The organism is Roseovarius mucosus, assembly GCF_002080415.1.
GTDB lineage: Bacteria > Pseudomonadota > Alphaproteobacteria > Rhodobacterales > Rhodobacteraceae > Roseovarius > Roseovarius mucosus_A.
Genome location: NZ_CP020474.1, coordinates 374,575 through 392,567 on the forward strand (window position 1 = coordinate 374,575; position 17,993 = coordinate 392,567).

The window sequence follows — 17,993 nt, forward strand, 5'->3', positions numbered from 1 at the left end:
AAAGGCCCAGTGCGGGGCCTCAGATCATCTTTTTACTATAGGTCCAAGTCAGAACCTTGGCCCCACGCGCGACACTGAACGCTTCGGCATCTCCAAGATACTGAAACCCGCAATTCGTCAAGACCCGTGCCGAGGCCGCATTGTCCTGAAACACCGAGGCAAAGATCGTGCGCGCCCGGTGCGGATTGGCCGTCAAGAGCGCCTCAACCGCCGCCGAGGCCACCCCTGTATTCCAATAGGCCGGAGCCACCCAATAGGCGATTTCGGACTGTCCGTCATCCACCCGTTCAAGGCTGATGAGGCCCATCACCTCAGAGCCGCCCGCCTTGGTGCCGTCGATGGCCCAGATATCCTCGGACCGGTCCTCGGCCTGTGCCCGGGTGATCAACGCCTCCGTGGCTCCCGGTGGCAGGGGATGCGGGATGCTTCGGGTAAAGCGCGCCACGCGCTCATCCCCGGCATTCATCCCGATCAACCCCGCATCCGACACCCGCAAAGGGCGCAGATCGAACCGTTCCGCCGGCATCACCGGTTGGTTGACAATCGTTTCGTATTTCATGCGCCTGCTCCTCCGATCAGCGCCAAAGTCATGGCAAGAGATGGCCCCTCCCCGCCAAAGCACAACGGCACGCTCGCGCAATTGTGCAGTGTCGTCACCCCGCGAGCACGCTCCCCAGCCCGCAAAAGCGAAAAGGGACCGGCGGTCTCGCCGATCCCCTCTAGTCTAAAAACCCTAAGGACGGCTTATTCAGCGGCCTCCGCCACTGGCAGAACCGAAACAAAGGTGCGGCCCTTGAGGCCCTTGTGGAACTTCACAGCGCCTTCCGCGACGGCAAAGAGCGTGTGATCCTTGCCTTCGCCCACGTTCAGACCCGGCCAGAACTTGTTGCCGCGCTGACGCACGAGGATATTGCCGGAAATAACGGCTTCGCCACCGTATTTCTTGACGCCAAGGCGACGACCATCAGAGTCGCGCCCGTTACGGGATGAACCGCCTGCTTTTTTATGTGCCATTTGGTCTCTCCTTAGCCTTTAGCCAACTCTTTGGCCTGTTCGATCCAGCCTTCACGCTCGATCCGGCCCTTGAACGACAGTTTTTCGTCCATGGCAGCCACATCGGCTTCGGTCCATGCCGCCACTTGGGCAAAGGTGGTTACACCCGCTTCAAGCAGCTTCTTCTCAAGTGCGGGGCCAACGCCCGACAACAGCTTGAGATCATCGCCACCCGCTGCCGGCTTGGCGCTGGATTTCTTGGCGGGCTTCGCTTCGACCACAGTCGCAACCGAGCCGGAACCGACAGCCGCTTTGACGCCTGTTGCGTCTGCACCGCTCGCCAGAATCTCGGTGACACGCAGCAGCGTCAGCTTCTGACGATGGCCACGGGTGCGCTGCGAGCCGTGCTTACGGCGACGTTTGACAAAGTTGATAACCTTGTCACCCTTGATTTGATCAACGACCTCGGCCTGAACGGCCGCACCGACCACAAAGGGCGCACCGATCACGGGGGCATCGCCACCGAGCATCAGGATATCGTTGAACTGAACTTTTTCACCAGCATCAGCTGCAAGTTTCTCAACACGAAGAATGTCGCCCGACGACACCTTGTATTGCTTGCCACCGGTCTTGAGGACCGCAAACATGGGCTCTTCCTTTTCTCTCCGCGCTCTGTGGTCCCCGGATGAACCGGGCGTTTTCGGCCCTCAGGCCACCTCGAACTGCGCCCCTATCGGGGTGTATATCAAAGACAAACCCGGCAAGATCATCCCGCCGGGTTGCGCGCTGATGCCAAACTCCATCGTCAGAGTCAAGGCCCAGCCGGGCAAAACCACGCCAAATCCCTCATAAATCCTCGCCCTGCATCGTCAAAGCGGTGGCCAACCCAAGTTGATAGGACAACTCTTCATACATCGCATCAAAGGCCACGAACAGCGCATGATTCAACTGCTGGCCCTCGGCACTGCGGTAAAGGGCAATATAGGCCTCAAGCACCTCTTGCGGCAACGGCTGATAGGCCATGGTCAGATAGGCCTGCAACCAATCGCGGGTCTCCTCGCGCATCTCAGGCTCCTGCGCCCAGATTTCCGCCAGCATTTCCTGTTCGCTCAGATCAAGACCGCCGCCATCAGCCAGCCCTCGATAAAATCCAAGGTTGGCATTCAGTGCCCCCGCGACATTGCGCTCGATCAGATCACTATCCGCAATAAGGGTCGCCACATGGCGCACAATCGGCGCATCCGCCGCCGCCAACTCGGCATAGCGCGCCTCTGCCGCAGCCTCTGTGCCGTCATCCAACAGCGCCCGACGCCCGGCAATTTCCAAGGCGACAACCTCAGCACCCTGCCCTTCGAAAAACCCAAGCAAAGCGCCGGTGTCGGCGCCGTCCATCGCCTGTGCGAACCGGCTTTGCACCTGCGCCAGCATCCGATCCGCATCATAGACACGGCCCACCACCCGATCCCAACGGGCCCGCTCGACCGCGCTCAACATTTCGTCGCCCACATCGCCGCCATAGCGCAGCCCTTCGGCCCGCATGATCGCCACGGTTTCTTCAAAGTGTAGCGCGGCCATCAGCCGATCAACCTCGCCCGCACGCAGTGGCAGCGCCGCCAGCATCAGCGCCGCACAGGCAAACAGAACCGCCCGCACCCTCACAGCTCCTGCGCCGGGGTCAGCCCCCGCATCCGCGCCGCCAAAACCTCGAACCGGTTGGCCATGATCTCATATTGCACGGCATTCATAAGCTCATAAACCCGCGCCATGATCGGATGCTCGAGCGCCGCAACATAGGCGCGCAGATCCTCAATAGGCAGGCTCTGATAGGTATAGGCCGCACTGGCCAGCGCCGAGGCGCGCAGGCTCTCGCGCAATTCGTCTTCGTCCTCCGCCAAAAGCGCCCGCAGCATGGTTTCGTCGATCTCGCTTTCCAGCACGCCCGCGTAAGAGGCCGCAAGCAAGAACCGCACCTGAATTTCCTGCACCGCACGCACCCCGGTGCCCGCACTGTCCACCGCCGCATTCATCGCGCGCAGCACCTCGACACGCTCAGGCGGCATCGCGGCCAACAGCGCCTCGCCTTCAGCCCGCTTGACGTCGTCATCCTCATGCAGATGCGCGGCATTCTCGACCAAAACCAGACGCTGCCCCAAATCCGAGGCATAGAATTCGGCCGCATGGCCCAACATCTCGTCATCCATCGCCTCTTCGAGGATGCTCAATCCCATCTCACGCATCCGTGCGGTCTCAAACACCTCATCGGCCAGCGTGCTCCAGCCCTGCCCGAAATCACTGGCCGAAAGCCCCAGCATCGCCGGCGCGCCCGAGGCCGAGAGCGCGATACTGTCCAGCGCCACGCCAAAGCCCGTCACCTCCAGAAACGCCTCCAGCCGCGCCCGATCCGCCGCACGCAGAGGCCCTGCGATCAACGCCATCATCACCACCGCCAGAACCGTCAAAACGACGCCGCGCGCCGGTGACCGCAAGCGAACCTCGCTCATGACACGTCATCCTTTCCAGATCGCTTCGCTCAGACCTTAGCCCAACCTAGGCAAATTATCCCGCGAAACAATGCAAATCCCCCTTGCCCCCCCCGCCAAAGGCAAATAAACGCTTGCTCCACCAGACCCCCGCGGAGAGGTGCCGGAGTGGTCGAACGGGGCGGTCTCGAAAACCGTTGTGGGGGCAACCCCACCCAGGGTTCGAATCCCTGTCTCTCCGCCATACGCCCTTGATTTCATTGAATAAATTATCGAAGTCAAAGACGTATCCCACATAAAGCCCCACATTAAAAAAACGCTTAGCGCGCTGATTCTGTTTCGACCATGTGGCGCGTTTGATCCGTGTTTCCTGTAACAGATCAGGAAATCAGCCGCTCTATCTCTCGAGCCTCTCGCACCAGATCGTTAATCTCGCGCCGCGCCTCGATCCATTCCCGCGCCCGCATGCCGTGGCGATAGGATGGGTGATCAGCGCCCGCGCGATGCCCGCCGCCTGCACCATGAAAGCGACAGACGCGCCATCCCTTCACGGCTGGACCCTTGCAGGGTTGCCCGGTGCGCTTGGACGTGGCGGCGCATCGCGGGGCCGCATGCGCCCTGCACATGGGGTTGTCGCCATCATTCATCGCTGGCCCTCCCCCCGTGCTGCACGTTGCCCACGATAGCCTGTCCACCGTCCGACACGTTCATGTGTTGCACCACCACCGTTTGTTTGCCGCCGGTGCGATGTTTGCGCAGCGCCTCGACCTGCGCCGCAAATGTGCGGGCCAGCTTGTTAAAGCCGGTATAGTGCGCCTGCACTTGCGGGATTTTCTCGGTATGGGCCAGCCATCGCGCGGAACGGATCGTGGCAACATGGGTTGCGGCCATCTGCACGGCCAGCATGCGCTCGACCGCATCACGCGGGGCAAGGTCGCGGATGATGGATAGCATGAATATCCGTTCATCATGGCCGGGGTGATCGTCGCTGGCCTCATCCGCTTTCAATGCCTTGAGACATTGGCCCAAGAGCGCCTCGGCCTGTTTCGGGTCAGGGGTTCCGAAAATCCGGCAAAAGGCGTTCTCCAGCGTTACCTCGACCTTGTGCCCCGTGCTGGCCGATCCGCTTAGCTTCACGCCCAGATCATTGGCCTCGGCCTGCGCAATCTCTGCCATGCTGTTCGCCTCTCTCAAACCCCGCGCCTGCGCCATGTGCTAAGCTGCAAACCCTCGTTTGCAAATATAGCATGGGCAAGCCGCGTTGTCAGGTTTGATCAAGTGGCATACCCAAACGCTCCTTTATCAAATCCCAATTGCCTTCAAAGTTGGCAAGCTGGTCTATGCTAATTGACGCATGTTTGGATTCTTTGTTCCTCGGGCGCTCGCCATCATTTTTATCAAGATAATTCTTGTAACCGTCGAAAATGATTTCCTGCAATTGCAGTTGGGTCAGAATGTAAAACTTTACGCCTGCCAGATTATCGCCAAGTTGCACATAGACAAAAATCAAATCGGGATTACCAAGCGCAGGCTTGGGCGTCACAGTCTGTTTCGGAAAATCTAATTCAATATCGAGTAGGTCTTCCGCTTTGACATGCGTTGAAGTCCCAGACATTGTCTTAACCTGCAACAAAAGAGTTTTGCCATCACAGGTCGCTACTATATCCGCCTCAGGCAAATTTCCCGAAAATGACGTTGCGACAATGCCGTTTCGGCCAAGTTCCGCAACGACCAGACTTTCACCCATCTGCGCCACTCGATAACGCTTGTAGTCTTTTACCATGATTGCCTCTCGCAAATTAAAGTTGTTTTAGATCGTTAGTTTAGCTCACATCGCAAACCGCCCGCCTTCGGTCAGGCGCGCTTGGCCCAAGGCGGTCAGGCTTTCCAAGAGCGGTTGCACTGTGCCTGCGCGGCCCCGTTTGAATTGGCGGGCCACCTGTTCGGGGGTTGCCTCGCCCAGATCGGACAGGACGGCGCGCACCGCCGCGATTTGTTCGGGCAGGGATTTGGGCCATGGGTCTTTGGCGTCGGTATCCTTGGGGCCAAGGTCCATGGCCCCCTGTTCGCCCTTGGCCTGCGCCACGGTGCCTTGGGGGTTCTGATACTCGGGCCGCAAATAGCGGATATGCCCGCGCGCTTCCTCGGCTGCGCGCTCGCGGTTCAAATCCACCAGCCGGTGCAGAATGTCATCCTCGGACAGGTCAGCGGGCCAGCCATAGGCCTCGACCACCGCCGCATCTATCTGATCATGCAGGTCGCGCAGAATGCCGATCAGCCCTTGGTCGTAGATTTCGCGGTCCTTGCCCTCGATCCGTTCCCCGGCGCGCAGCTTTTCCAGCACGTTATACATGCCCGTGAGGGTCAGCTTGGGATGGGCCTTTTGTTGCGCCTTGCGGTGCGCGTCGAGCTGTTCGCCAAGGCTGCGCAGACGGGCTTTCTGGGCCTCAGTCGGGTCAGGGAAAGGGAAGGGATCAAAGCACAACGATTTATTATAGCGCGGTCGATCTTCCAGTGTCCCGCCCGCCTTGAGTGCCCATGTCACATGCAACCGCGACGACAGAACCGCAAGCGCGGCGGCGTCATCAAGACCAATCGCGATCAGCATATTGTCGGGCAGGGTCGCTCCATTTAGAAACTGGCAGAGCCGGTGTTTTGTGGTTTCAACCGTAGCAATGAAGCGCGGTAAGTTCGCCAACGCTGGCCGCAAATCCTTGCGCGGTTCGCCGTGAATCCACCAGTTCCGCTTGTATCCCTCGCGATTGTTCTGGTCGCGTTCGGGTTTCACCTTGTCCAGAACGTGCTGATACACCGCCGGGAAACGGCTTCGCACTTCGGCCTCAGACAGTCCGAACAGATCAATCACCATAACGCCGCGCGGCGTCGCGGTCAGGTCGCGCCCATTTCGATACTCGCGAATATGGTTTTCCAGCCCCGGCACGGTGCCCAAGCCCAAGGCGCGCGCCTCTGCCGGGGTCACGATAAAGCCTGCACCGTGTAGCTTCACGCCGGGGGATGAAATGCCATCATTCGCCTTCAACGGCACAGCCCCCGCAACATCGGCCCCGATCCGCAGATTGGCGAAAATCTTGCCTTTCTGAATATCAAAACGCACGGGCCGCCCCTCGGCCTCGGATGCCCCCTTGCGTTCCTCGATCACGGTCAAAAGCCGCCCCGTGGCGCGGCCCCGTTCCGCCACCGTCATGGCAATGCGCACCGCCGCCCCGTCGCCCGCATCCACCCAAGGGTGATCGGGAATGGCAAAGGTCAGCGACAGCGGGGTTTTCGGGTCTGCCAAATGCGGTTCCAGCACCTTGCGGTTAAAGGTCTGGCGCAGCGAATTGGTGGTGATCAGGCCAAAACGCCGGGTGCCTTTCGCACGCGCCTTATCCGTGCCGGGTTTCCATCCGCGCGCCGCCAAGGCCGCCTTTTCCCACCAGAACATGACGAAATCCGCACTTTGCGGCATTTTGGGATAGGCCTTCCACAGCGCCTCGGCATAGCCATCGCCCAGCGCATCCCGCATCCGGCTGGCCCCGATAAATGGCGGGTTACCCACGATGAAATCCGCCTCGGGCCATTTGGCAGGCTGGGGTTTGAGATAATCCAGCACCGCCACCCGCGCGCCCGCCTCGGGCACCTGTTCGCCAGTCACGGGATGGGTGGTAAAGGTCTGCCCATCCCACCGCGTCACAGGTGCGCCTGCATCATCCAGCCGCGCCTTGGTGCCCTGATAAGTCAGCACCGCGTCGCGGTTCTCGATATTGCGGAAATCGCGCAAGACAGGCTCCGATGGGCTGGCCCTGCCGTGGGTGCGGAAATGCCATTGCAGATAGCCGATCCACAGCACCAATTCGGCCACCGCCGCCGCCCAAGGGTTTAGCTCGATGCCTAGAAACTGGTGCGGGTCTACTGTGTGCCCCTCCAGCGACAGCGCCGCCTGCTCCTCGCCCAATTCTGCCAAGAGGGCCGTCACCTCGCCCTCCAGTCGTTTCATCAACTCCAACGCGACATAAAGGAAATTGCCCGATCCGCAGGCCGGGTCCAAAACCCGGATTTCACAGAGTTGCGCATGGAAGGCGCGCACCGCGTCGCGGGCCTCATCCTCGCGCCCCTGCGCGGCAAGGGTCAGGGCTGCGGCCTGCACATTGCGCCAATCGGCGCGCAACGGGTCTATGATTGTGGGCACCACCAGCCGCTCCACATAGGCACGCGGGGTGTAATGCGCGCCTAGCTTGTGCCGTTGCCGTTTGTCCAAAGCGCGCTCTAGCAGGGTGCCGAAAATGGCGGGTTCCACCTCTCGCCAATCCTTTTGCGCGGCGTCGATCAAGAGCGACAGTTGCACCTCTGACAAGGGCAGAGCCTCGGCATTCTTGAACAGGCCGCCGTTGAATTTCTTGAGGTCTGTCATCAAGGCTTGGGAAAAGCCGCCTGTGTTCATGGTTTCCCATAGTGCCTTGAGGGCCGGGGCCGCATGTTCCGGGTGCCCGCGCAGGCGCTTTAACAGGTCCGAAAAACTGTCATGCGGGATCAGGTCCACATCCTCGGCAAACATGGTGAACAGGCACCGCATGAGAAACCGGGCCACCGCCTCGGGTTCATGTCCTTGCCCTTCAAAGGATCGGCCCAAAGCCGCCAGACGATCCGCAACCTCTCGGGTGACTTGGGCCGCGATTTTAGAGGGGTCCAGGGTATGCGGGTCTGTCCAGATCAGGCGCAAGCGTTCCCGCGTTTTCGGGTCGCGCAGATCATCCATGGTTATGCGGTAACGGTTGCCATCAGGGTATTGCGTATACCCCTGCCCCTGCCCTGAGAAATCCGCATAGATTTCGATCACGTGCCCAACGTCCACCACCATCAGAAATGGCGGCCATCCGTCATGGCGTGACACCGCGCGCGCGTATCCATCGGCCTGATTACGCGCCCGCAACATTGTGTCATCCCAGCGCCGCGTGCCGCGCGTGCCATGGCCCTTGCGGGTTGCGCTGGGCTGGTCAGGCAAGAGCGTAAGTTGGGTGTCATCTTCTGGCGTCGTGACCCCTACCCCTTGCTTGGCTTCCATGACGAAATGCCCCGCGCGGTATAGGTCGATAAAGCCCCGCGTTTGGCTGCCCGTGTGAATAAAAGTTACGGGCCGCTCAAATCGGTATCCATCGGTTGCCGGGTCATCCGTTGCCGGGGCAGGCTTGGGAAGGTCCAGCACATCGCAAAGCTCATTCGCAAATGTCTGGAAATTCGCCCGCTCGCTTCCCCCTGAGCCTTTCCAGCGCTTAATGAAATCCTCGATATTCAAACTGTTCGCCCCGCAGAAAACACCTGCACCATAGAACAGGCTCCCCGGCACAATCGCAAGACGTATCGCGCCGGGAATTGTTGAACGGAAATCCGTCGCCATAAGTAAGTTAAGCCCCTCTCCCCCCTTTCCCCGCCCTGTCTATTTCTCGGATCGTGCGATTTTTCCGATTTCGGGCAGATCGACCAATGGCATAGCAAGCGCGAAAGTCTGCAATTTCGCCCCCGCCCTGTGCTTGCTCATCAACTGCAATAGGCCAAGACGTTGCAGCAACCGCCGCGCGGTCATAAACCTTTCACGTGACAGCGACGTGTGCCCCGCCTCTTTCATGGCTCTATGGCTCAGGGGAAAGGCTTTGCCGGGGGTGTGCCCGTGCAGATCGACAAGGCGAGTGTAGAGGGCCAACGCATCCTCTTGGCCGGTGATGCCCCGCAATAGGTCGAGCGCTTGCCTGTGAACGCGAAACTCACTCATCCGGCAATGGAAAATCCGGTTCTCAAGCCTGCGCCTCCATGCCCAACTCGCAATCTCCGAAAGCTCACTATCAGGCATGCTCTCGGGATTTTCGCACAAGCCATCGCGCAACCGGCGCAGGTCGGTCTTGAGTTCCTCGACACTGGCGACATGAGCAACCATTTTCAAAGCAAATTTCACCAGTTCCTCATGCCGCACGCCTTTAAGTATGGGCGCAGAGGGCGACACAGGGGCCACAAGCGCGCCTGTCTGGGTTTTGAGCGCTGGCAGAGCATCAATCCCCAAAACCCCCTTCAAAGGCCAGTATAGGCCGCCATCCGGGCGCACGGAATGTGGGCCAGCCACGTAAGCATTAGGTCCAGTTTTCAGATCGACCGGGAAACCCTCTGCCCTTAGATTTGGTGGCTTGCCTTGCAGCCTATAATAGAGATGCACCCCGCGCGGGCTTTTGACGTGAACAGGCGACGATCCAAAGCGCGCTTCCATTTTCGCCACTAGCGCAGGATCGTCGATATCACAATCAACCACCACCAAATCCGCAAGGCGAATGCCATACATCGCAATGCCCCGGCGGTGCATTGGACCAAGTATGCGCTTAAAGGTCAGGTTTTCTTGCGCCCATTTTGCAATCAAGGGTGATTTGCCATCTGTTCCGCCGCCCAAAGGCAAAAGCTTGAACCCACATCTTATCAAGCGGGCCATTTCTGCGCGGAATGTCTCGGGCAAATTGGATTTCGGATTTGTATTCATTGCGCGCCCCCCTGCGATTGAGCGTGCCGTGTCACCACAGATTGCAGCACATAACGGCCATGTGTGCCCTTGAATGGCCCATCATGGCTTTCGTGTAGTGTCTCGATCTGCAAGCCCAATTGGCGCAAGGTAAAGACATAATGCGACCAGCGCGGGCCGGGGGTGTCTATGGACGTGCAGCCGCGCGCCCCCGCAGCCATGAGGCATTCAAGCGCCCATCGTTTGCGCCCCCGCAGTTCCACGGGGAAGCTATTTCCCTCGGTCGCTTGGACATGGAAAGTCATTCGGCCAAAAGCCGTTTTGTTAGGTTTGGTCATCTGTTGATGCCCCTATGTGTTAAGATACCAGTAAATAGGAATGCGCTGCCCGCAGATCACTCACCGCAGGCTTTGCGCAGCCCCAATTCAAGCGTGATGGATTGTCAGGCTGCGTTGAATTTGGACGCTTCCCAAGCCTCTATCTCCGACCGTTTCCACCTCACGCAACCGGGTGATAGCTTTACTGGCTTTGGAAAGCTCGGATCGGTGCGCAACCACCTTCTAGGCGTAAGATGATGAACGCCATATCGCGCGGCAATTTGCCGATCTGATAAATATGTTTCCGTCATTAAAGGCCCCTTCTAGCCTTGCGGGTGCAACAACGGTGTTGCGTTTTCCGCGATTCTCATGCTCAAAAGGGGTGTCTGAGTAGGACAACCCCGCCCTGTGTTGGCTGTGACAAGCCACGCAGGGCATCGCATACCTGAGCGGTCAATAGCGTGCGATAGAATCATATTGCTAAGGGGTGGACCGCATTGAAAGGTTAAAAACACCCAAATATCGACAAAATAGCAATATCTTGTGGATGGTTCGTAAACGGTAACCCATCTTTGCGCTGCTCAAGCGCTTAAATGGCACCAAATTGAGCCCTCATTGGGAAGCGTAACAATTAGCGATCACCCAAAACGACTACAGTTCCAAACGAATTAACGCCAAATAGAAACTTGGCCCAATCCCCCATCATGCGCCGCCGCTTGTCGATCATATCGCCGCGCCGATAGCTGGCCTCGACCGCGTTGCTGATTTTATGGGCCAAGGCAACCTCGGCCATATCGCCGGGAAAGGCGGTCTTTTCCCCCACCCAATCCCGAAAGGTCGAGCGCAGGCCATGCGGCACGGCTGGACGGTTGGACGTGCGATCAAGAAAACCCGTGCCACCTTGGGCAACCTCTGCGTCGTGCATTCGCTTCATCGTGGCCGATAGCGTCATATCGGACAGTTTCCCGCCGCGCGCCGCCGGAAATACCAGCGGATTGCCCTCAAGCCTAGGAAGCGCCTCCAGCATCTTAACGGCGCGGTCGGAAAGGGGAACGCGGTGTTCCTTGCCCATTTTCATGCGCGCGCCGGGGATGATCCAGAGCGCCGCTTTCAAGTCGATTTCATCCCAAAGCGCGCCCCGCACCTCTTGCGACCGGGTTGCGGTCAGTGCGGCAAATTCAAGCGCGCGCGCCCCAAAGCCATCACGCGCCTGCAATGCCGCAAACCAACGCGGCGCATCCTCTAGCGCCAATGCGGGGTGATTACTTTCATTCGCGACCTTGGACGGGGGCGGCAAAAGCTCTTTCAAGTTGCCAGCCCAACGCGCCGGGTTGTCACCTGTCCTATGCCCTGCAACCGTCGCCCAACTCAAAACGGTTTCGATCCGCCCGCGCAGGCGTGACGCGGTTTCGGTCTTCTTCATCCAAAGCGGCTTGAGAACGCGCAAAATGTCTTGGGTCGTTATATCCTGCACCAGCATCTTACCCAACTCAGGCGTCGCATAGGCGGCCAGCGTGTTTTCCCATTGCTGGCGATGCTTGGCATTCTTGAAGGCGTCGAGTTTAGCGGCAAGCGCCTTGTCCACCGCATCAGCAAAGGTCAGACCACGGCGCTGTGCGGCCACCAGCGCAGCCTTAGCGGCTTTGCGTTCCTCTACAGGGTCAAGACCGCGTTCGATCTTGTCGCGCGCTTCACGCGCCTTGTCGCGGGCCTGCGATAGCGTAACGCCGGGAAAACCGCCCAATCCAATATCGCGGCGCTTTGTTCCGACCATGACGCGCAGAACCCAAGAGCGGCCTGCATTCGGGGAAACCTGCAAATGCAAACCGGGAACGCCACCAACCGGAAAAAGCACATTACGTTTGCCGCCCGGATGGGTCAGACGCTTCACGTCCAACGCGGTCAACTCCCTTGCAATCTTAGGCACTTTCTCAATCCCTCATAAAACCCCACAAAAAAAGTGTAATTGAAGGCATGGGATTGCACAAGATTATATATGGCGGAGCTTTTATTCCTGTTATTACTGTTTATTTACAGTCACTTATTGCTCAACCTTGCATGGGCCTGCCTACTCTTCACGGCGGGCTGTCTCTCCGCCACAATCCCCTTAAGTCATTTACCTACTTAAAATCTTTTGGGCGGGCTGTGTGTTTTCTGGCATCGCTCTTCATTGTGATGTCGCCTAAAATCCGCGAGACTGCTGCGCCAAGAGGTTATGCAGTTGCAACGATCAGTGCCGCCGAGGTGAGGCCTGAGAAGGCCAAGCACAGAGACAAAACGCCATGCCAGTCGTTACGGATTTCGAGACTATCCTGCCGAAGAACCGCCTGTCCTTCACGGCGGCTGGGCCCGTGCTGGTTGTGTCCTTTGACAATGCCGTCGCGGCGCAGCGCAGGGCACCGAACAGGCGGGCTTGGGGGCATGGGTTCTTTTTGCAAGAGGGGCATTCCGTTCTGGGTGTCATGGCGGATGACACCGATTGGTTCAGATGCCCTGCCCTGCACGCCAGCCTGCTGGCGCTGCGCGACCGGGGTTTTTTCCAAAACTTCGCGCAGGTCATCATGACCGGCACCTCTATGGGCGGCTTTGGTGCGGCGGCCTTTTCGTCATTGGCCCCCGGCTGCCGCGTGATCAGCTATACCCCACAAAGCACCCTGAATACCGATCTGGTGCCTTGGGAAACCAACCACGGCAAAGGACGTCGGCAACGCTGGGATGGTCTCTTCAACGATGCCGCCGTCGAATCGCGTCAGGCCGCCGAGGTCTATCTGTTCTATGATCCGTTCCACAGCGAAGATCGCCGTCATGCCGCGCGCTTTACCGGGGAAAATGTCCGGCACCTGCGCAGCCCTTTGCTTGGGCACGGCCTGCCCGAAGCCTTTGACGCCATGGGTCTTTTGAAGGAGGTGTTCCGCAAGGCCAGCACCGGCACGCTGGACAACGCCTGGTTTTATTCCGAGATGCGCGCCCGCAAGACGCTGCCCAAATATCACAAGGAAATGCTGCAGGCCCTCGCACGGCATCGCCACCTCAAAACCGGTGCCGCCGTCGCGCGCCGCGCCTTTGAGACATTCGCCGACCCCTTCTTTGCAGAGCGCGAAGCGCTGTTCACAGCCGCCACGGGAAACATCCTGCAAGCGATGAACCAAGTGGACAGGCTCGCTCGGGCGCAGCGCCTGCGCAGTCGCGCGCGCGCAGAGACACCAGAACGCGACTAAGCGCAAACCACGCGCCACATCTGTCAGACGGACCACCGCGCACCCCGCCCCGCGAACCCGCGCCGTTTACGCAGACGTTACAAATCTCTCAAACCCACGTCACAAACCGCCTCTATCGGTCCCCGGTATCATGTCTCAATCTGGGTGGACCCTCCTATGGCCTATACGCTCCAACTTCTGCATGCCAACGATCTTGAGGGTGGCGTTGCCGCTCTGGACAACGCGCCGAATTTTGCCGCGATCGTCGACACGCTCGAAGATACATTCGAGAACACGATCCTGCTCTCTGCCGGAGACAATTACATTCCCGGCCCATTCTTTTCGACCGCAGCGGATTTCTCGATGGGGGCCACCCTGACCGCCGCTTATGAACGCTTTTACACAGAGGTTCTGGGCCTTGATCTGACCGGCGTGACGCTCGACATCGACGAAGGTCCGGGCCGCGTCGACATCACCATCATGAATGTGCTCGGCTTTGACGCCTCGGCAGTCGGCAATCACGAATTCGACCCCGGCACCAATGCCTTTGCCGGCATCATCAATGCCTCTGGCGGCAATGGCGAGATCAACTGGGTGGGTGCCCTCTTCCCCTATCTTTCCGCAAACATCGACTTTTCGGGTGACAACAGCCTTGGCCGCCTCTTTACCGACGAGATCCTGACCTCGGATATCTTCGCGGAATCGTTGGCCGATCTGGCGGCGCGCAATATCGGCCCGGCCATCGCCCCCGCCACTCTGATCGAAGAAGGCGGCGAGTTGATCGGCGTGGTCGGGGCCACCACCCAGATCATCGAGACGATTTCCTCGACCGGCGGTACCAATGAGATCACCGGCGGGGCCAACAATATGGCCGCCCTCGCCGCCGTCATTCAGCCGCAGATCGACGCGTTGATCGCGGCGGGGGCCAACAAGATCATCCTCACCTCGCATCTTCAGCAGATTTCGCTGGAAAAGGAACTGGCAGGGCTGCTTGACGGGGTGGATATCATCATCGCGGGCGGCTCCAACACGCTTCAGGCCGATGCCAATGACCGGCTGCGCGATGGCGATGCAGCGGCCGAAGCCTATCCTTTCCTGACCGTGGATACGAATGGCAATCCCGTGGCGATCGTCTCGACTGATGGCGAATACAGCTACCTTGGCCGCCTCGTGGTCGAATTCGACGACAACGGCGTTCTTGTGGCCGATTCCATCAACACCGCCGTCTCGGGCACTTTCGCAACCGATGCTCAGGGCGTTCTCGACGTGACCGGTGCCGCCACTTTGACAGAAGCGCTCGACGCCTCCGCCAAGGCCAGCATCGTGCAGGACTTGACCGATGCGGTGCAGGTCATTGTAGACGAGGCCGACGCCATCGCCTTTGGCAACCATGACGTGTTCCTTGACGGACGCCGCGAAACCGTGCGCACCGAGGAAAGCAACCTTGGCAACCTGACTGCCGATGCCAATCTCTCGGCGGCACGGGGTGCCGATACCACCGTCAACGTCTCTTTCAAGAACGGTGGCGGCATCCGCGCCGAAATCGGCTCGGCCACCAATACCGGCACTGATGCAGGCGACGGCGTGCTGTCGCAGCTCGACCTGCAAAACTCGCTGCGGTTCAACAACGGTCTGGCCGTCGCCACCGTGACCAAAGAAGGCTTTCTCATGCTGCTCGAGCATGGCGTGGCCGACACCGATACCGACGCGGGCAACACCCCCGGTCGTTTCTTTCAGATCGGCGGTTTCCGCGTCAGCTTTGATGAGGCAGGCACCGCCCAGCAACTCGTGACCGATGCGAATGGCGATTACGTGGTCGATCCGGCCACCGACCGCCCGCAAGTGGCTGTGGCAGGCGACCGGATCAAGACGGTGGCCTTGATTGATCCCGAAACCGGCGATGACATCGTGATCTTTCGCGATGGCGCCTTTACGGCTGAGGCCCCCGAGACGATCCGCATGGTCACGCTCGATTTCCTCATGCAGAGCAATGGCGACGGCTATCCGTTTCAGGAACTGATCTCGGATGTGCAATTCCTGACGCCTGAAGGCGGCATCACATCCGACACAGAGGCGGATCGCCTTGGCGAACAGCAGGCCTTGGGCGATTTCATGTCCGAGAATTTCCCCGACGAAGACACCGCCTTTGCCAATGCCGAAACCGATGTGGCCAACGACCTGCGCATTGTTCAATTGGCGCGCAATGGCGGGATTGACCGCATTCTGCTGGACGAAAACACCCCAACGCTTGAGGTGTCCATCGCTGCCAACCTGCTCAGCGGCGAGACCGAGCTTTTCACCGGCGGCTCCGAAGTGGTCTCGGTGGACGCAGGCCGCGCCTATGTCACCAACGGCGCACAAAACCGGGTTGACGTGTTCGATGCGGCCACCGGCGAGAAGCTCTTTGAATTCGATCTAGGTCAGGTTCAGGGTTTTGACGGCGTGCAATCGGTTGCTGCCAAAAACGGCCTTGTCGCCGCGGCCATTTCGGTCACACCGGCCGAGGCCAATGGCGTGGTTGCGATCTTTGATCTCGAAGGCACCCTGCTCAACACCATTGAGGTCGGCAATCTGCCCGACATGCTGACCTTCAGCCCCGATGGCACGCGCATCCTTGTGGCCAATGAGGGCGAACCGCTCGACGGCACCGATCCGCTCGGGTCTGTGTCCATCATCGACCTCAGCGGCGGCGCGGCCAATGCCACCGCCGTCACGCTCGATTTCTCGGCCTTCGACGGCCAAGAGGACGCGCTGCGCGAGGCCGGCGTTCTGATCCAACCGGGCAACTCCGCCTCGCAGGATCTGGAGCCGGAATATATCACCGTGCTGCCCGATGGCGTCACCGCATGGGTCAGCCTGCAAGAGGCCAATGCCTACGCGGTCATCGACCTCACGACCAACACCGTGACCGACATCCGCAGCTTCGGCCTCGTGGATCGTTCGCTTCCGGGCAACGAGATTGACGCCTCCAACCGCGACAACGCGATCAACCTGCAAACCTATGACAACCTCTTCGGCATGCGCCAGCCCGACGCGATCACCTCGATCGAAATCGGCGGCGAAACCTATATCTTCACCGCCAACGAAGGCGACGCCCGCGATGCGACCGAGGCCCGCATAGGCAGCCTTGATCTTGACCCAACGGCCTTTCCAAATGCCGATATCCTGCAACTGAACGAAAACCTTGGCCGCCTCAACGTGCGAACCGATCTGGGCGACACCGACGGCGATGGCGATTACGATCAGCTGTTCCACTACGGCGCGCGCTCCTTCACCATCTACAACGCCGCGGGCGAGATCGTGTTTGACAGCGGGTCGCAGTTCTCGCAGCTTATCGCCGAAATCCGGCCCGAGCTTTTCAATCAGGACGAAGGCGAGTTCGACAACCGTTCAGACGACAAAGGGGTTGAGCCCGAGGCCATCGCCGTAGGTGTTGTCGAAGGCAAACCCTATGTCTTCATCGGGCTCGAGCGCGACAGCGGTATCATGGTGTTCGACATCTCGGACCCCGCAAACCCGGTGTTTGACAGCTATATCGACAGCGAGGCCAACGGCAACATCAGCCCCGAAACCATCGCCTTTATCCCGGCAGAGCAGAGCGCGACAGGATTTGCCCAGATCGCCATCGCCTATGAGGGCGACGGCAACACCGCAATCTACAACCTCGACAACCTCGGCGTGGACAGCTCCCCGACCGGGCGCAGTGATGGCGACGACACGCTGGTGGGCACGGACGGTGACGATGGTTTTGGCGCAGGCGCGGGCGACGACCTCGTGAACGGCGGCGCAGGCAATGACAACCTCGGCGGTGGCTTTGGCAATGATACGGTGAACGGCGGAGCTGGCAACGACACTATCGGGGCTGGCTTGGGTGACGACATCGTCAACGGCGGTGCTGGCAACGATGTGGCCAATGGCGGCGCAGGCAACGATCTGGTGCGGGGCGAGGACGGCAATGACCGCCTCGGTGGCGGTCAGGGCGCTGACACGGTCGAGGGTGGCACCGGCGATGACTTCATCGGCGGCGGCGCGGGCACTGACCTGCTTGATGGGGGCGAAGGCAACGACAGCCTCGGCGGCGGCTTGGGTGACGATACCGTTCTGGGTGGCGCAGGTGATGACTTTGTCGCAGGCGGCGGGCGCGATGACGTGCTGGATGGCGGCGCAGGCAATGACACGCTCAACGGCGGTTCGGGCAATGACCTGATGACTGGCGGCGAGGGTGTGGATACCTTCGTCTTCAACACGCTGACCAGCGGCGAGGCCGACATCATCACCGATTTCGATGCAAGCACCGAAACCGTGATCCTGCGCAGCGTGGCCAGTTTCGACACGCTCGACATCACCGATACGGTCGCCGGTGCGGTTGTAGCGGTCGACGGCCAGACCATCACCTTCGAAGCGGTTCTCGCGGCGGACCTCACCGCAGATAATTTCCTCTTCGGATAAATACTGGTCCAGGCAAAAATTTCACCGGCCCCGTTCAACAGCGGGGCCGGTTTCATTTTGG

The 17,993-nt window shown here is 59.7% G+C and carries 15 protein-coding genes and 1 tRNA gene; 3 read left to right on the forward strand and 13 right to left on the reverse strand.

Going from position 1 to position 17,993, the window contains the following annotated elements:
- Nucleotides 1-19 precede the first annotated feature (19 nt).
- From ROSMUCSMR3_RS01835 to ROSMUCSMR3_RS01855, 5 genes are all read right to left on the reverse strand, one after another.
- Entirely contained in the window at nt 20-559 is a 540-nt protein-coding gene (locus ROSMUCSMR3_RS01835; RefSeq protein ID WP_008281134.1) for a GNAT family N-acetyltransferase, read from the reverse strand.
- Between the two features lie 185 nt (nt 560-744).
- Nucleotides 745-1,014 (reverse strand): 50S ribosomal protein L27, encoded by a 270-nt coding sequence (rpmA, locus tag ROSMUCSMR3_RS01840; protein WP_008281135.1) that lies wholly within the window; start codon nt 1,012-1,014, stop codon nt 745-747.
- Between the two features lie 11 nt (nt 1,015-1,025).
- A complete protein-coding gene (locus tag ROSMUCSMR3_RS01845) occupies nt 1,026-1,640 on the reverse strand; it encodes a 50S ribosomal protein L21 (protein ID WP_081506259.1) in 615 nt (204 codons plus the stop codon).
- Nucleotides 1,641-1,839: 199 nt separating this feature from the next.
- A complete protein-coding gene (locus tag ROSMUCSMR3_RS01850; RefSeq protein WP_237183516.1) occupies nt 1,840-2,646 on the reverse strand; it encodes a DUF2059 domain-containing protein in 807 nt (268 codons plus the stop codon).
- 2 nt (nt 2,647-2,648) lie between these two features.
- Entirely contained in the window at nt 2,649-3,494 is an 846-nt protein-coding gene (locus ROSMUCSMR3_RS01855) for a DUF2059 domain-containing protein (protein WP_081506261.1), read from the reverse strand.
- A gap of 133 nt (nt 3,495-3,627) precedes the next feature.
- On the opposite strand from ROSMUCSMR3_RS01855, the gene ROSMUCSMR3_RS01860 reads away from it, so the two are divergent.
- Nucleotides 3,628-3,717: transfer RNA gene (locus tag ROSMUCSMR3_RS01860), tRNA-Ser, on the forward strand.
- Between the two features lie 136 nt (nt 3,718-3,853).
- On the opposite strand, the gene ROSMUCSMR3_RS21050 is transcribed toward ROSMUCSMR3_RS01860, so the two are convergent.
- The 8 genes from ROSMUCSMR3_RS21050 to ROSMUCSMR3_RS01900 all read right to left on the reverse strand — a co-directional run bounded on the left by ROSMUCSMR3_RS21050 (nt 3,854) and on the right by ROSMUCSMR3_RS01900 (nt 12,213).
- Nucleotides 3,854-4,024, reverse strand: a complete 171-nt coding sequence (locus ROSMUCSMR3_RS21050) for a hypothetical protein (protein ID WP_157667257.1) — start codon at nt 4,022-4,024, stop codon at nt 3,854-3,856.
- Between the two features lie 88 nt (nt 4,025-4,112).
- Nucleotides 4,113-4,649, reverse strand: coding sequence for a hypothetical protein (locus ROSMUCSMR3_RS01870; protein ID WP_081506263.1), 537 nt, complete (start codon nt 4,647-4,649; stop codon nt 4,113-4,115).
- Between the two features lie 88 nt (nt 4,650-4,737).
- On the reverse strand, nt 4,738-5,256 hold the full coding sequence (locus ROSMUCSMR3_RS01875) for a hypothetical protein (RefSeq protein WP_157667258.1): 519 nt from the start codon (nt 5,254-5,256) through the stop codon (nt 4,738-4,740).
- A gap of 45 nt (nt 5,257-5,301) precedes the next feature.
- The gene (locus tag ROSMUCSMR3_RS01880) at nt 5,302-8,868 is read right to left on the reverse strand and encodes a class I SAM-dependent DNA methyltransferase (RefSeq protein ID WP_237183517.1); all 3,567 of its coding nucleotides are present in this window, start codon (nt 8,866-8,868) and stop codon (nt 5,302-5,304) included.
- 39 nt (nt 8,869-8,907) lie between these two features.
- Nucleotides 8,908-9,990, reverse strand: a complete 1,083-nt coding sequence (locus ROSMUCSMR3_RS01885; protein WP_081506265.1) for a bifunctional DNA primase/polymerase — start codon at nt 9,988-9,990, stop codon at nt 8,908-8,910.
- The gene (locus ROSMUCSMR3_RS01890) at nt 9,987-10,274 is read right to left on the reverse strand and encodes a winged helix domain-containing protein (protein ID WP_081508523.1); all 288 of its coding nucleotides are present in this window, start codon (nt 10,272-10,274) and stop codon (nt 9,987-9,989) included. The genes ROSMUCSMR3_RS01885 and ROSMUCSMR3_RS01890 overlap by 4 nt, the downstream gene beginning before the upstream one ends.
- 137 nt (nt 10,275-10,411) lie before the next feature.
- A complete protein-coding gene (locus ROSMUCSMR3_RS21875; RefSeq protein ID WP_081506266.1) occupies nt 10,412-10,597 on the reverse strand; it encodes an AlpA family phage regulatory protein in 186 nt (61 codons plus the stop codon).
- A gap of 320 nt (nt 10,598-10,917) precedes the next feature.
- Complete coding sequence (locus tag ROSMUCSMR3_RS01900; protein WP_081506267.1) at nt 10,918-12,213, reverse strand: tyrosine-type recombinase/integrase; 1,296 nt, start codon at nt 12,211-12,213, stop codon at nt 10,918-10,920.
- Nucleotides 12,214-12,568: 355 nt separating this feature from the next.
- Between ROSMUCSMR3_RS01900 and ROSMUCSMR3_RS01905 the strand changes: the two genes are divergently transcribed.
- Nucleotides 12,569-13,504: a hypothetical protein gene (locus tag ROSMUCSMR3_RS01905; protein ID WP_081506268.1), complete on the forward strand. Its 936-nt coding sequence runs from the start codon at nt 12,569-12,571 to the stop codon at nt 13,502-13,504.
- A 156-nt stretch (nt 13,505-13,660) separates the two neighbouring features.
- Nucleotides 13,661-17,932 carry a choice-of-anchor I family protein gene (locus ROSMUCSMR3_RS01910; RefSeq protein ID WP_081506269.1) on the forward strand — a complete coding sequence of 1,424 codons (4,272 nt, stop codon included), beginning with the start codon at nt 13,661-13,663 and terminating at the stop codon, nt 17,930-17,932.
- The last annotated feature ends 61 nt before the right edge of the window (nt 17,933-17,993 follow it).

Excerpts from the sequence above, each read along its gene's own strand:
- ROSMUCSMR3_RS01905 (WP_081506268.1), top strand. The coding sequence starts at position 12,569 with ATGCCAGTCGTTACGGATTTCGAGACTATCCTGCCGAAGAACCGCCTG.
- ROSMUCSMR3_RS01880 (WP_237183517.1), bottom strand. The coding sequence starts at position 8,868 with ATGGCGACGGATTTCCGTTCAACAATTCCCGGCGCGATACGTCTTGCG.
- rpmA (WP_008281135.1), bottom strand. The coding sequence starts at position 1,014 with ATGGCACATAAAAAAGCAGGCGGTTCATCCCGTAACGGGCGCGACTCT.
- ROSMUCSMR3_RS01875 (WP_157667258.1), bottom strand. The coding sequence starts at position 5,256 with ATGGTAAAAGACTACAAGCGTTATCGAGTGGCGCAGATGGGTGAAAGT.
- ROSMUCSMR3_RS01885 (WP_081506265.1), bottom strand. The coding sequence starts at position 9,990 with ATGAATACAAATCCGAAATCCAATTTGCCCGAGACATTCCGCGCAGAA.
- ROSMUCSMR3_RS01870 (WP_081506263.1), bottom strand. The coding sequence starts at position 4,649 with ATGGCAGAGATTGCGCAGGCCGAGGCCAATGATCTGGGCGTGAAGCTA.
- ROSMUCSMR3_RS01890 (WP_081508523.1), bottom strand. The coding sequence starts at position 10,274 with ATGACTTTCCATGTCCAAGCGACCGAGGGAAATAGCTTCCCCGTGGAA.
- ROSMUCSMR3_RS01845 (WP_081506259.1), bottom strand. The coding sequence starts at position 1,640 with ATGTTTGCGGTCCTCAAGACCGGTGGCAAGCAATACAAGGTGTCGTCG.
- ROSMUCSMR3_RS01835 (WP_008281134.1), bottom strand. The coding sequence starts at position 559 with ATGAAATACGAAACGATTGTCAACCAACCGGTGATGCCGGCGGAACGG.
- ROSMUCSMR3_RS01910 (WP_081506269.1), top strand. The coding sequence starts at position 13,661 with ATGGCCTATACGCTCCAACTTCTGCATGCCAACGATCTTGAGGGTGGC.
- ROSMUCSMR3_RS01855 (WP_081506261.1), bottom strand. The coding sequence starts at position 3,494 with ATGAGCGAGGTTCGCTTGCGGTCACCGGCGCGCGGCGTCGTTTTGACG.
- ROSMUCSMR3_RS21875 (WP_081506266.1), bottom strand. The coding sequence starts at position 10,597 with ATGACGGAAACATATTTATCAGATCGGCAAATTGCCGCGCGATATGGC.